This window comes from Ligilactobacillus animalis, from assembly GCF_009933595.1.
Classification (GTDB): domain Bacteria; phylum Bacillota; class Bacilli; order Lactobacillales; family Lactobacillaceae; genus Ligilactobacillus; species Ligilactobacillus animalis.
Genome location: NZ_CP047141.1, coordinates 548,196 through 561,912 on the forward strand (window position 1 = coordinate 548,196; position 13,717 = coordinate 561,912).

The window sequence follows — 13,717 nt, forward strand, 5'->3', positions numbered from 1 at the left end:
GTCATTTTTTTTATCCCAAAATTCAAAAAATATTTTTCCCTGCTTTGCGTATTTATAAAGTGAAGGAGGGATGAAAGATGGAATTAGCAACGAAACTATTGACGGATGCGGTAGCTGTATCGGCCTTAGATATTTTACTTTTGCCGACCAAAACGTGTTATCAAGTTAAATACTTTATCCGTGATCGTTATCTTGTCCAAAGTGAATTAACTTTTGAACAAGCCCAAAAGTTGCTGGCCTTTTTTAAGTTCAAAGCGGATATGATGCTAAGTGAACATCGGAGGCCACAATTAGGTGCGTGGCAACAAAAGATCGGCAAGCAGCAGCTGTACCTGCGTTTTTCGACAGTTGGTGATTTTTTAGGTCGAGAATCAATGGTCATTCGATTGATATATCCACTAAAAAGCGTCAAATATCAATATTTAGTACCTGAGCAATGGACGCTCTTAGAACAAGCGTGTCAAAAACGGGGACTGGTTATTTTTGCTGGTCCGATGGGTTCGGGAAAGACCACAGCAATGTATCAACTGGCTAAAAATCAAAAGCAACAGCAGGTAATGTGTAATGAAGATCCGATCGAGATCAGAGAAGATAGTTTTTTGCAAGTCCAAGTAAATCCAAAGGCTCAAATGGATTATTCGACTTTGCTCAAAGCCGCGTTAAGACATCATCCAGATATCTTTATCGTCGGTGAGATCCGTGATCGGCAAACTGCTCGTGCTGTGCTGACAGCTGCTTTAAGTGGGCATTTAGTTTTGAGTACGTTGCATGCAACCAGTGCTTATGGTGTTATCGAGCGTTTAGCCGACCTAGGGATCACGTGGTCAGAATTGGAAAGTGTTTTGCAATTGGTCTCATATCAACGTTTGCTACCATTAAAGTCAAAAGGCCAAGCGGTTTTGTTTGACATCATTCAGTAAGATGAGCTTTTTAGCGCAAATGTAGAGCGAGCAAATAGTGGGATGTCAGCAGATTGGGGGCGCTATCTTGAACAAAATGCGACTAAGGGAAAAATTACCGTTGCGACAGCGAAAAAATTTGTACATGGCTAAGTGGACTTTGCGACAACAAGCGAATTTTTTTGATCTCTTAGCTGATCTCTTAACGGCAGGCTTTTCACTCAAACAAGCCTTACAGAGTTTAAAGATGTTTTTGCCCAAAAATGGGTTGGCGACGGTGATCGCAGAGTTAGAAAACGGTCAAAGCTTCAGTCAGGCCTTAAGATCTAAGGTGACAACTAATATTTACTGTCAGCTTGTGATTGCTGAAAAACATGGTAGTGTAGATCAAAGTGTTTTGCAGTTAGGAAAGTACCTAAAAAAGCGTGTGCAACAACGTGAGAAGTTACAGTCATTGTTGTTATACCCAGCGATCATTTTAGGATTATTATTTTTTTTGATGATCGCTTTGAAGATATGGTTGGCGCCTGAGATCGCACAATTTTCAGTCTCAACGACTGGTAAAGATCCATTTTCCTATCTGAACTTTGTTAAATTGGGTGGTCTGGTCTTGTTGAGTTTATTAAGCTTAGGGGGACTCTACTTTTTTTACTGGTGGAAAAAGCAGTCGATCTTGGGGCGGCACAGTTGGTATAGCAGCTTACCGATCGTTGGTAGCCTATATCGTCAATATAATTGTTATTATTTGACCTTTAATTTGGGATTACTGATCGAAAGTGGTTTGGAGTTTCAACAAATTTGTAGATTGCTAGAACAGTTTGAGGAAAAAAGTCTACTTTATCACTTGGGTCATGCCTTTTCACGGCGGTTAGCCCGTGGAGAAAATTTGGCACAGATCTTGGGGTACTATCCATTTATTTCACCTGAATTGGCGCTTTTTTTTCAAAAAGGTCGTTCGAAAGAAGAGATCGGTAAAGATCTATTGGCTTATTCCAAACTCGCCTATCAAAAATTATTAGAGAAAACGAATCAGTTGTTAGCTTGGATCCAACCGTTATTGTTTATGGTGATCGCAATAGTGATCATTTGCACATACTTAGCGTTATTATTACCGCTATATTCAAGTTTAGGGGGACTATATAAATGAAAAAAACTAAGATGAAAGCCTTCACTTTGGTGGAAATGGCGATCGTGATCTTTATCATCAGTTTGTTGATCTTGATCATCATTCCTAACGTCGCTAAACAGCGTTCCAATGCTGAAAATGTCAACACTCAAGCCTTACAAGCCGAGTTGGATACCCAAGCTCAACTATATGCCGATGAAAAAGGAACGGCGATGGAAAATGTTGCTCCAACAGATCTCGAAAAAGCTGGATATTTGACAGCTAAGCAAGTCGCTGCCATCGAAAAACATCATCTTAAAGTCGAAAAGAAAGATCAATGACCATGAAAGTTCAAGGCTTTACGCTGGTTGAAGTGACCTTAACGCTTTTTATTGCAACTTGTATATTTTTATTTGGGATCGGTCCAGGGACGCATACATTAGCTAGTTTACAAGAAAAGCTGTTCTTTAATGAATTGCGTCAAACCTGGTTTGCAGCGATCTATCAAGGAGAGCAACAAAAGCAATATACTTGGATCCAATTTGAACCAAAACAGGTCAAGTTTAGTGTTGGCCAAAAGACCTTAAAAATTCTGATATACCCAAAATCATTGACGCCGACGACCGATCACCAAGAGTTATCGGTGAGTGGTCTAGGTTCACTTAGTCCTACGATGGAAACTTTTACTTCAACTTTAGGTAAAGAGTATCAAGTGCATTTTCAATTAGGGTATGGCACACAATATCGGATCGAAGAACATGTTAAAAGGTAGGTGATAGTGTGCACGTACGGGCTTTTTTGTTGGCTGATGCACTCAGTGGGATGAGTGTGTTATTAGTCATCAGTACGTTATTGTATCTGACAGATCTGCGTTTGCATCAAGCGACAACACAAGCTTATTTACAAGTTCAAGTAGCTCAAAAGTTACTAGTGCAGAGTCAAGCACAAACGACAAAAGCTAAAGGGGGAAAAATTGAAGTTCAGATCACAGATCGAGCCGGGCATCCAGTTACACTTGAATTGCACAAAGATTAGGGGCTTTACTTTGATCGAGGCCACGGTTGCGCTAGTAGTGACAGCTATGGGTCTAGCGTTATTAGCGGGTATCGGCTCGAATATGCAAAAACAAATGGTAGCAAAACAGGAAATTGATCAGTTTGAGTGGGAACGTTTTGTGAGTTTGCTACAAAATGAGCGCCAACATTTTGCCTTAGTAAAAAAGCCAGGTGAAAATGTGGAAAATATCTATTTGTATAGTCGAAAAGCTAAAAAAGATTATATCGTTCATTATGAAAGTGAACGTGATAAAGTGATCATGGAGACGGCATCTGGTGGTTATATGCCGTTATTATATCGAGTATCTAGTTTTCGTGCTATCAAGCAAGATAAGACGATAAAAATAACCGTCCAGATCGATCAAAGGACTTATCAGACGACCTTTAGTTTACCACTACAGAAAGAAAGTGGACTATGAAACTAAAAGGAACATTGCTGAGTTCAGCACTATTGATGTTAGTTTTGGTGACTGCTGTTTTTTATGCGCAATTGTTAGGACACCAGCTCCAGCAATTGACATATCAACGGCAAAGCATGTATTATCGTGCGCGTACCTTAGCTGTGTTAGCCCAAAAACTTGATTTAAAGCCTGGGCAAAAGGCGAGTTCAGCTCAAGGACAAGTGGAAATGTTAAAAGATCAAGTCAGAGTGCTTCTTCCCAATGGCCAAAAATATACCCTGGATCAAATCGACTAGATACCACGACTTGAAATTCTAGTAGGATGTGCGATAATAAGACATTAGTAAAAAAGTTGATTAGGGTGTAAAAAATGGCATTAGCAAAAGTAGAAGAAAAATTTCAATTATTGAATGAAGCGATCGAGCTCTTGCAAAAAAATGTGGAATGTTCAGCATTAGATGCTTTGATCGAGACATTCGAGAATTTGTTAGATGATGGTCGAGTTCATGTTGAAGATGGAACACCAGATGAAGCAACAGTCGCTAAGCTAAAAGATCTCTACCAAAAGATCGATTTAGCTTCTCTATCTAAAGAAGAACAACGCTCAGTATTGCAATTGTGCCTTTTACAAGCTTATAAGCGTGAAAAAGTCCAAGTAAATCACCAAATGACACCCGATACGATCGGATTTTTATTAGCATATCTGATCGAAAAAGTTGGGAAATATACGGCTGGCCTAAAATTGTTGGATCTAACAGTTGGGACAGGAAATTTGTTATCAGCGATCCTGAGCACCTTAGAGAAGAGTGGCTGGAAAGAGCTTGACGTCTATGGGGTCGACAACGATGATACGATGTTAGCTTTAGCCAATATCTCGGCTGAATTGATGCAAAGTAAAACGCAATTAATCCATCAAGATGCATTGGCTGAGTTGCAAGTACCACCAGCTGATATTGTCGTAGCTGATCTGCCGGTCGGTTATTATCCACTTGATAGTCGGGCAAAAGAGTATCAGACAGCATTTGCTGAAGGGCATTCTTACGTGCATTATCTATTGATCGAACAAGCGCTTGAGCAATTAGTAGCTGGCGGTTGGGGCGTTTTTGTCGTTCCACGTGGGATGTTTGAAGCGCCTGAAGCTAAACGATTACTGCAATTGATCCAAGAAAAAGGCTATTTGCAAGGACTACTCAATTTACCACAGCAACTATTTATCAATGAAAATTCACAAAAATCGATCTTGCTCCTGCAAAAGAAGGGAGCACAAGCTAAGCAAGCTGAACCTATCTTGCTAGGAGAATTTCCACTGATGAAAAATCAATCGGAGTTTGTTGAATTTATGAAAGAGATCGATAACTGGCAAGCCCAAAACTTTGCTTAAAAGATAAAGAGTTACTTTCCCTAAAAGGGGGAGTAACTCTTTATTTGTTCCTGTGGTTGAATTTTATTCATCTAAAAATGAAATAGTTGAATTTTACTTAACTAAAAGATTAAGCTAAACTTAATTATATGAAATATTAAAGGAGTTTTTTGATGGAAAATGAAGAGCAATATGCCCGTGGCTTAAAGAGCCGGCATGTCCAGCTGATCGCATTAGGCGGAACGATCGGGACCGGGCTATTTTTAGGTTCAGGAAAATCGATCCAGTTAGCAGGACCTTCGATCGTCTTAGCCTATCTTATAACAGGTGCGATCTGTTTCTTGTTGATGCGTGCGATGGGGGAATTGCTACTTTCAGATTTAAAGAGCCATTCGTTTATTGATTTTATTGAACGCTATTTAGGCAAAGATATTGGTTTTATCACCGGCTGGACGTATTGGGTCTGTTGGATCACGATCGCGATGGCTGATGTGACGGCAAGTGGGATGTACATCCATTATTGGTTCCCACATATTCCCGAGTGGATCCCTGGTTTTGTCATCTTAGCGATCTTGCTGGCCCTGAATTTGATCACCGTTGCTTTGTTTGGTGAAACTGAATTCTGGTTTGCGTTGATCAAGGTCATTGCGATCATTGCATTGATCGTGATCGGGATCGTTTTGGTCGTGATCGGTTATGAAACACCTAGTGGACATGCTTCTGTGATGAATTTAGTTGATTATGGTGGCCTTTTCCCTAAAGGTTTAGGCGGATTTTTGATGTCATTTCAAATGGTAACATTTGGTTTTATCGGGATCGAAATGATCGGTGTCACTGCTTCTGAGACACAAGATCCTAAAACCGTGATCCCTAAGGCGATCAATGAGATCCCACTTCGGATAATTATTTTTTATGTGGGCTCATTACTAGCCTTGATGTGTATCTATCCTTGGCGATCGATCACACCAGATCAAAGTCCATTTGTTCAAGTTTTTGAAAATATTGGTATTCCTGCTGCGGCTGGAATTATTAATTTTGTTGTTTTAACAGCAGCTGCTTCAGCATGTAATAGTTCAATCTTTAATACTGGTCGAATGGTCTTTTCTTTAACATATAAAGAAAAAGGTCGCTTTGCTAAAAAGATGAGCAAACTTTCACGGCATCAAGTTCCAGCTAATGCGATCCGCTTTTCAACAGCAGTGATCGCTTTAACAGTCGTAGCCAACTTGGTGATCCCAAACACATCTCTCTTTACTTTTATCTCGAGTGTAGCAACAACATGTTTCCTCTTTATCTGGGGTGCGATCGTGGTCGCTCACTTGAAATATCGTAAAGAGTTGAAAGCTAAGGGACAAAAAAATGAATCTAATTTCAAGATGCCACTTTATCCAGCATCAGACTATGCTGTCTTGATCTTTTTAGCTTTTGTTTGTGTGATCATGTGCTTTGAACAAGCCACTTTGATCGCGTTGCTAGCTTCATTAGTTTGGTTTGCAGCACTCTTTATGTTGAATAAATTGCGTAAGAAGCATTTATCTGAAAATCAATAGAATGTCGTATGAATAACGAGGGTCCTACTATGATGCGTATTTTTTGCATCGTGGTGGGACCCTTGGCGCATTTTTTGAGCGCCACTATTTTTGCTTTGGTCTAAGCAGTTACCTTTTACGTGATTTTCAGCTATACTATATTAGAGATATATCAATCATGATAGTATATGTGATTCACCCGAAAGACAAATGTGGTGTGAATGAGACAAAAAAATCTAAGAAAGGAGAGGCTATATTTCTTTCGCAAGCAATATGCTTGACTACATTTTATATAGCAGGAATTTTTTTGAATAGTGAAAAAAAGGAACGCAGAGAAGCACAGCTAGCTAAGAAAGCTGAGACGATCAAAGCTTTTGCGAGTGAAGTTATCTTGCAAAGTCCTACCCAGATGTTGATCGATGGGCGCCCATATATTTTAGAGAAGAATTATCGCAATGGATTTGAGGTCGAAAAGTTAGAGGAACGTTTTAGCAATATTTTGACCAAGTATGATTACATTGTAGGTGATTGGGGTTATGATCAATTGCGGCTGCGAGGCTTTTATGCTGCCGGTAGCAATAAAGGAACACCGACGCAAAGCATTGAACGCTTACAGGATTATCTTTACGAATACTGTAATTTTGGCTGTGCTTATTTTGTCTTGCGCAACTTAGACGTTCAGACTCCAACACCATCGCATAACAGTGGTAAAAATAAAAAGACCAGCCATAAGCGGCGGACACAAAATAGAAAAGAAAAGTCGCAAAAGCCATATACAGCACAACGTGTATATGATATAAATAAAAAGCAACCTCGGTCGAAAAAATATACGACAGACCAGGTCAAAAAACGCAAACGGCGCTTTACGATCCGCCAAAAAAATAAATAAGGGGTAGTTTACCAAAATGAAAAAATATGCAGGCTATATGATCGATCTTGATGGCACGATCTACCGTGGTAAGGAAAAGATCCCAGCTGCGAAACGTTTTATCGAAAATTTACAGGCTAAAAATATTCCATTTCTCTTTGTGACTAATAATAGTACACAAGCACCGGAAAAAGTCGTTGCTAATTTAGCGAAGAACTTTGATATTCATGTTACAGTCAATAATGTTTTTACTTCGGCCTTAGCGACAGCAGACTATATTGCTGATCTGGATAGTGAAAAAAGAACAGCTTATGTGATCGGTGAATTAGGGCTAAAACAAGCTATTTTAGATCGAGGCTTTAAATTTGAGGAGACAACACCTGATTATGTAGTTGTAGGGTTGGATTATGATGTAACGTATCATAAATTTGAATTAGCAACATTAGCGATCAAGCGTGGGGCTACTTTTATTGGAACGAATGCAGATACAAATTTACCTAATGAGCGTGGCTTAGTTCCTGGAGCAGGCTCAGTGATCGCCTTAGTTGAATGTGCAACACAGCAAAAAGCGCAATATGTTGGTAAGCCAGAAACGATAATCATGGAAAAAGCTTTGAAGCGCTTAGGTCTAGCTAAAGATCAAGTAGCAATGGTCGGTGACAACTACATGACGGATATTCAAGCTGGGATCAATTTTGGGATCGATACGATCTTAGTTTATACAGGCGTCTCAACGAAGGAACAAGTGGCTGATAAAGCTATCAAACCGACAGTTGAGCTCGATTCTTTAGACCAATGGAAAGTCTAAGCGTTCGATATCTAAAAGAGGCCGGGCTCCAGCTTTTGGTGCTGTTATTTTTAGTGACGTTTTGCATAACGCTAACGATCAATTTCCATCCACTTTACTGGTGGTTCATGCACCATTACAAACTGTATCAAGAGGTCGGTCTGACAAAACAAGGGCTACGGGATAACTATTTGTCATTGCTGGCATATCTCAATTATCCGTGGGTCACAGAGCTCAAATTATCTTTACCGATCTCCTATAATGGCATGCGGCATTTTGAAGATGTCAAACGGCTATTTTTCTTGAATTATAGTGTTTTAGCCCTGACTGCTTGGCCAGCGCTACGTTATTTATATGATCTGACACTAAAAAAACGGCTTTGGCTCTTACAAGGAAAGATCTATGGTCTAAGTTTGATCGTAGCCGGATTTATTTGTTTTATAGTGGTCGATTTTGAAGATTTTTTTATCTTCTTTCATGAAGTGTTATTTAGAAATGATGACTGGATATTTGATCCGAATTTAGATCCGATCATCAATGCTTTGCCAAGTGAGTATTTTTTAGCGTGTTTCGGCATATTTGTGGGAACATTTACTTTGAGTTTGCTTGGCATCTATCTTATTGGAAAATGGCAATTAAAAAACGTGGTCGCTTAAATTGACCACGTTTTTTTGTGTTGATATTATTTTTTTGAAGTTTTTGATTTGATTGCCCCAATGATCGCTGGAATCAAAGAAACAGCGATGATCCCGATGATGATCAAGGAGAAATGTTCTTTAACGATCGGGAAATTACCAAAGAAATAACCTGCACCACAGCAAAGTGTTACCCAAGCCGTTGCACCGATCAAACAGTAACGGATAAAGGTCTTGAAATTACCACCACTACCGCCGTAAACAAAGGGTGCCAATGTACGGATGATCGGCATGAAACGGGCTAATGAGATCGCGATCCCACCGTGCTTGTCGAAGAATTCTTCGGTTCGTTTTAAATCAGACTCTTTGATGATTCGACTGAAAAATTTAGTCTTAGTCAATTTTTTACCTAGATAATGCCCGATAAAGAAGTTAAGTGAGTCACCTAAAACAGCAGCGAACCAGAAGAGGGCAACAAAGATCCAAATATCTAGGCTATATTTAGGATTTGCCGACATTGCACTGGCGGCAAATAAAAGCGAATCTCCGGGTAAAAACGGCATAATAACAGCACCGGTCTCGATAAAGATGATCGAAAATAAGATCAGGTAAGTCCAATCACCGAAGAGATTAACGATCGTAACTAAGTGGACATCGATGTGTAAGATAAAATCAATTAGTTGTGACATTGCTATAGGCGTTCATTGTCGGCTGTAAAAACATGAACATATTCCTTTCGTAATTGTAGTTGTTGATTTTTGACAACTATAGGAGAGTGCCGACAGTAGCGTTTACTCTCTTATATAAATATACTACACTTTTAGCTTAATGTACTTAATTATCTTGAGCAGCTTCAAATTTTTTAATTAGCTGCGTACTATGAGCAGGTTGGCGTTTTTCCGGATAGATCCGCAGTAGTGCGCTATTGATGACGCTAGGAGCTTCGCCAAAACCGGTGGCCATCAAATTTAATTTATCAGCTTGGGCGGCGATATCCCCGATCGCGTAAACGCCAGGGATCGAGGTCTCATTTTTAGCATTGACCGCGATATTATGATGGTCAAGTTCGAGTGCCCAACTTTCGAGTAACTTGGAACTTGAGGCAAACCCGTAATTGACTAGAAGGTGATCGACAGTCAATTCTTTTTTCTCAGCACTTCGAGGTTTTTCCAGGCTGATGCAAAGTTTATCTTGGATAGAAGAAAGATCAGTGATCAAATATGGGGTGTGTAGGATCGTGTCGGTTTCTTTCAGCGCCGAAACACTAGATTCTAAAGCTCTGAATTTATCCCGTCGGTGGATCAAGTGAACAGCTTTAGCGATCGGTGCTAATTCTAAAGCCCAATCAACTGCTGAGTCACCACCACCTGCGATCGCCACTTCTTTATCACTAAAGTCCTTGAGATCTTTGACAAAATAGTGGAGTTGTTTGCCTTCGAATCTTTCTGCTGCTGCTACCTTTAATTTACGTGGTTCAAAAGCCCCAGCTCCAGTAGCGATAATGATCGTTTTTGAATAAGTTGTTCGCTTGGAAGTTTTGATCTCAAAGCCACCATCGATTTGGGTGAAGCTTTCCACGCGTTCATTTAAAAAGATATCAGGATCGAATTTTTCGACTTGTTGTTTTAGATGATCGATCAATTCTGTTCCGGTGATCTCGGGAAAAGCAGGGATGTCGTAGATCCTTTTCGCAGGGAATAAGGCGCTGACTTGACCCCCTAACTGTCCTAAACTTTCGATGATCTGGGTTTTGGCCAAGCGCATCCGAGCATAGGTCGCCGCAAACATGCCAACTGGACCACCACCGATGATCGTAATATCATAAAATTCTTTAGCTACCATAAAGAGGTTGCTCCCTTCATAATTCTTGTCGGTTAAAGTTACAATATCATATTAAAGGTGTAAAATAAAATTGGCAATAACTTGTGAGTTAAAGTATCATATCTAAATGAAAGATATATTTATAGAGATAAGGAAGAAATAATAGATGGAGTTTTTACAATTAGACACTGATAAATTGATCCCAAGTGCGGTCATCAAAACAAATTTGGGCGAGATAACCTTGGCACTTTTCCCTGAGCAAGCCCCTAAAACGGTCGAAAATTTTGTGACTTTGGCCAAAAACGGCTACTACGATGGCGTTATCTTTCATCGTGTGATCTCAGATTTTATGATCCAGACCGGCGACCCTACTGGAACTGGAATGGGGGGCGAAAGTATCTGGGGTGAAGCCTTTGAAGATGAGTTTTCCGAGGAGCTTTATAATTTACGGGGCGCTGTTTCAATGGCCAATGCTGGCCCTAATACGAATGGAAGTCAATTCTTTATCGTTCAAAATAAAAATATGCCTAAGCGTATTATCAAGCAATTAACGACCTATCCTAAAGAAATAGTTCAAGCATATCGTCAAGGCGGGACCCCTTGGTTAGATGGACGCCATACTGTTTTTGGTCAGGTCATTTCTGGTATGGAAGTAGTTGATAAAATTGCTAAAGCTAAGACTGGTTGGGGCGATAAACCTAAAAAAGAAATTGTAATTAAAAATATCGAAATACTATAGAGGTAGTTGATCATGGAAATAACTTATCGTATCGGAATGATACTGGAAGGATATGTGACCGGGATCCAACCTTATGGTGCTTTTGTCGCGCTTGACGAGGAGACACAGGGATTGATCCATATTTCCGAGTGCCATCATGGTTTTGTAGATGATATCCAAAATTATTTAAAAGTCGGACAAAGAGTGCGAGTGATGATCATCGATATCGATGAGTATACTCAAAAGATCTCGCTTTCGGTCAGATGTTTGGAGAAGACTTTTGATTTTAACCAACCACGGCATACGCGTTATCAGCATAAGAAATATTGGACTAATCGACATGTATATGAAGGTTTTACCCCAATAGCCAAACGTTTGGATCGTTGGGTCGATGAAGCTTTGGCCGACATTGCAGCCGGAAAATAAAGTATTTGGAGCAGAAATAAAAAATTTCTGCTTTTTTTTATAAAAAAATGTTGACGTTCTTTCACTGATGTTGGTATACTATAAAAGTTGCTGATGCAGAGCAGTTACTTAAAAATATAATATAAAAAAGATGTTGACATCATCTTGAAAATCATGATATTATATTTAAGCTGATTTGTTAAAGCATAACAAAAAAATTATTTTCTTATTGACATTGATTAATGGTTTTGATAAGATAAATAAGTCGTCTGATTACGACGTTGAAAAAATAATTTAAAAAAGTTATTGACAACGAAAATCAGATATGATATAATAATTATGTTGATTGTATCGGTTAGATAAATCAATTAAGTAGATCTTTGAAAACTGAACAAAGTTTCGATAAGCAAATGTGCAGGGTCTCTTATCTAAGTGATAAGAGCAATAAACATTTTGCGAAGTCAATTCGCTAGTAAAAATAAAGAGTCACAAACTTTAAATTGAGAGTTTGATCCTGGCTCAGGATGAACGCTGGCGGCGTGCCTAATACATGCAAGTCGAACGAAACTTCTTTATCACCGAGTGCTTGCACTCACCGATAAAGAGTTGAGTGGCGAACGGGTGAGTAACACGTGGGCAACCTGCCCAAAAGAGGGGGATAACACTTGGAAACAGGTGCTAATACCGCATAACCATAGTTACCGCATGGTAACTATGTAAAAGGTGGCTATGCTACCGCTTTTGGATGGGCCCGCGGCGCATTAGCTAGTTGGTGAGGTAAAGGCTTACCAAGGCAATGATGCGTAGCCGAACTGAGAGGTTGATCGGCCACATTGGGACTGAGACACGGCCCAAACTCCTACGGGAGGCAGCAGTAGGGAATCTTCCACAATGGGCGAAAGCCTGATGGAGCAACGCCGCGTGGGTGAAGAAGGTCTTCGGATCGTAAAACCCTGTTGTTAGAGAAGAAAGTGCGTGAGAGTAACTGTTCACGTTTCGACGGTATCTAACCAGAAAGCCACGGCTAACTACGTGCCAGCAGCCGCGGTAATACGTAGGTGGCAAGCGTTATCCGGATTTATTGGGCGTAAAGGGAACGCAGGCGGTCTTTTAAGTCTGATGTGAAAGCCTTCGGCTTAACCGGAGTAGTGCATTGGAAACTGGGAGACTTGAGTGCAGAAGAGGAGAGTGGAACTCCATGTGTAGCGGTGAAATGCGTAGATATATGGAAGAACACCAGTGGCGAAAGCGGCTCTCTGGTCTGTAACTGACGCTGAGGTTCGAAAGCGTGGGTAGCAAACAGGATTAGATACCCTGGTAGTCCACGCCGTAAACGATGAATGCTAAGTGTTGGAGGGTTTCCGCCCTTCAGTGCTGCAGCTAACGCAATAAGCATTCCGCCTGGGGAGTACGACCGCAAGGTTGAAACTCAAAGGAATTGACGGGGGCCCGCACAAGCGGTGGAGCATGTGGTTTAATTCGAAGCAACGCGAAGAACCTTACCAGGTCTTGACATCTTCTGATAATCCTAGAGATAGGACTTTCCCTTCGGGGACAGAATGACAGGTGGTGCATGGTTGTCGTCAGCTCGTGTCGTGAGATGTTGGGTTAAGTCCCGCAACGAGCGCAACCCTTATTGTTAGTTGCCAGCATTAAGTTGGGCACTCTAGCAAGACTGCCGGTGACAAACCGGAGGAAGGTGGGGATGACGTCAAATCATCATGCCCCTTATGACCTGGGCTACACACGTGCTACAATGGACGGTACAACGAGTCGCAAGACCGCGAGGTTTAGCAAATCTCTTAAAGCCGTTCTCAGTTCGGATTGTAGGCTGCAACTCGCCTACATGAAGTCGGAATCGCTAGTAATCGCGGATCAGCATGCCGCGGTGAATACGTTCCCGGGCCTTGTACACACCGCCCGTCACACCATGAGAGTTTGTAACACCCAAAGCCGGTGGGGTAACCTTTTGGAGCCAGCCGTCTAAGGTGGGACAGATGATTGGGGTGAAGTCGTAACAAGGTAGCCGTAGGAGAACCTGCGGCTGGATCACCTCCTTTCTAAGGATAATTTCGGAAACCTGCACTTTATCGTAAACTTTGTTTAGTTTTGAGAGGTCTACTCTCAAACTTGT

16 protein-coding genes and 1 rRNA gene are annotated in these 13,717 nt (G+C 40.7%); 15 read left to right on the forward strand and 2 right to left on the reverse strand.

Annotated elements, in window-relative coordinates; translation table 11 throughout:
- Window positions 1–77 precede the first annotated feature (77 nt).
- From comGA to GSR62_RS02650, 12 genes are all read left to right on the forward strand, one after another.
- The gene (gene comGA / locus GSR62_RS02595; protein ID WP_225362223.1) at window positions 78–920 is read left to right on the forward strand and encodes a competence type IV pilus ATPase ComGA; all 843 of its coding nucleotides are present in this window, start codon (window positions 78–80) and stop codon (window positions 918–920) included.
- Between the two features lie 76 nt (window positions 921–996).
- Complete coding sequence (gene comGB, locus GSR62_RS02600; protein ID WP_081797098.1) at window positions 997–2,046, forward strand: competence type IV pilus assembly protein ComGB; 1,050 nt, start codon at window positions 997–999, stop codon at window positions 2,044–2,046.
- Window positions 2,043–2,345 (forward strand): prepilin-type N-terminal cleavage/methylation domain-containing protein, encoded by a 303-nt coding sequence (locus GSR62_RS02605; protein ID WP_010688045.1) that lies wholly within the window; start codon window positions 2,043–2,045, stop codon window positions 2,343–2,345. Before comGB ends, GSR62_RS02605 begins: the two co-directional genes overlap by 4 nt.
- Window positions 2,342–2,776, forward strand: coding sequence for a comG operon protein 4 (comGD) (locus GSR62_RS02610; protein WP_225362222.1), 435 nt, complete (start codon window positions 2,342–2,344; stop codon window positions 2,774–2,776). The genes GSR62_RS02605 and GSR62_RS02610 overlap by 4 nt, the downstream gene beginning before the upstream one ends.
- Before the next feature lie 29 nt (window positions 2,777–2,805).
- Window positions 2,806–3,039 carry a hypothetical protein gene (locus tag GSR62_RS02615; protein ID WP_225362221.1) on the forward strand — a complete coding sequence of 78 codons (234 nt, stop codon included), beginning with the start codon at window positions 2,806–2,808 and terminating at the stop codon, window positions 3,037–3,039.
- 10 nt (window positions 3,040–3,049) lie between these two features.
- Window positions 3,050–3,478, forward strand: coding sequence for a ComGF family competence protein (locus tag GSR62_RS02620; protein ID WP_066023753.1), 429 nt, complete (start codon window positions 3,050–3,052; stop codon window positions 3,476–3,478).
- Window positions 3,475–3,756: a hypothetical protein gene (locus GSR62_RS02625; protein WP_010688041.1), complete on the forward strand. Its 282-nt coding sequence runs from the start codon at window positions 3,475–3,477 to the stop codon at window positions 3,754–3,756. Before GSR62_RS02620 ends, GSR62_RS02625 begins: the two co-directional genes overlap by 4 nt.
- Window positions 3,757–3,830: 74 nt before the next feature.
- Window positions 3,831–4,841, forward strand: a complete 1,011-nt coding sequence (locus GSR62_RS02630; protein ID WP_035449142.1) for a class I SAM-dependent methyltransferase — start codon at window positions 3,831–3,833, stop codon at window positions 4,839–4,841.
- 152 nt (window positions 4,842–4,993) lie between these two features.
- On the forward strand, window positions 4,994–6,370 hold the full coding sequence (locus GSR62_RS02635; RefSeq protein ID WP_035449140.1) for an amino acid permease: 1,377 nt from the start codon (window positions 4,994–4,996) through the stop codon (window positions 6,368–6,370).
- 286 nt (window positions 6,371–6,656) lie between these two features.
- A complete protein-coding gene (locus tag GSR62_RS02640) occupies window positions 6,657–7,238 on the forward strand; it encodes a YutD family protein (RefSeq protein WP_035449137.1) in 582 nt (193 codons plus the stop codon).
- 16 nt (window positions 7,239–7,254) lie between these two features.
- Window positions 7,255–8,025: a TIGR01457 family HAD-type hydrolase gene (locus GSR62_RS02645; RefSeq protein ID WP_010688036.1), complete on the forward strand. Its 771-nt coding sequence runs from the start codon at window positions 7,255–7,257 to the stop codon at window positions 8,023–8,025.
- A 38-nt stretch (window positions 8,026–8,063) separates the two neighbouring features.
- Window positions 8,064–8,660, forward strand: coding sequence for a TIGR01906 family membrane protein (locus GSR62_RS02650; protein WP_235804189.1), 597 nt, complete (start codon window positions 8,064–8,066; stop codon window positions 8,658–8,660).
- A gap of 26 nt (window positions 8,661–8,686) precedes the next feature.
- Here the strand turns inward: GSR62_RS02650 and GSR62_RS02655 are convergent, their stop codons facing one another.
- Together GSR62_RS02655 and GSR62_RS02660 are read right to left on the reverse strand one after the other, a co-directional pair.
- Window positions 8,687–9,328: a VTT domain-containing protein gene (locus GSR62_RS02655; RefSeq protein ID WP_010688034.1), complete on the reverse strand. Its 642-nt coding sequence runs from the start codon at window positions 9,326–9,328 to the stop codon at window positions 8,687–8,689.
- 145 nt (window positions 9,329–9,473) lie between these two features.
- A complete protein-coding gene (locus tag GSR62_RS02660; protein ID WP_035449131.1) occupies window positions 9,474–10,481 on the reverse strand; it encodes an NAD(P)/FAD-dependent oxidoreductase in 1,008 nt (335 codons plus the stop codon).
- 145 nt (window positions 10,482–10,626) lie between these two features.
- Between GSR62_RS02660 and GSR62_RS02665 the strand changes: the two genes are divergently transcribed.
- The 3 genes from GSR62_RS02665 to GSR62_RS02675 all read left to right on the forward strand — a co-directional run bounded on the left by GSR62_RS02665 (window position 10,627) and on the right by GSR62_RS02675 (window position 13,643).
- Window positions 10,627–11,199, forward strand: a complete 573-nt coding sequence (locus GSR62_RS02665) for a peptidylprolyl isomerase (protein WP_066023752.1) — start codon at window positions 10,627–10,629, stop codon at window positions 11,197–11,199.
- Between the two features lie 12 nt (window positions 11,200–11,211).
- Window positions 11,212–11,604 carry a CvfD/Ygs/GSP13 family RNA-binding post-transcriptional regulator gene (locus GSR62_RS02670; RefSeq protein ID WP_066023751.1) on the forward strand — a complete coding sequence of 131 codons (393 nt, stop codon included), beginning with the start codon at window positions 11,212–11,214 and terminating at the stop codon, window positions 11,602–11,604.
- 475 nt (window positions 11,605–12,079) lie between these two features.
- Window positions 12,080–13,643: ribosomal RNA gene (locus GSR62_RS02675) — 16S ribosomal RNA — on the forward strand.
- Window positions 13,644–13,717 lie beyond the last annotated feature (74 nt).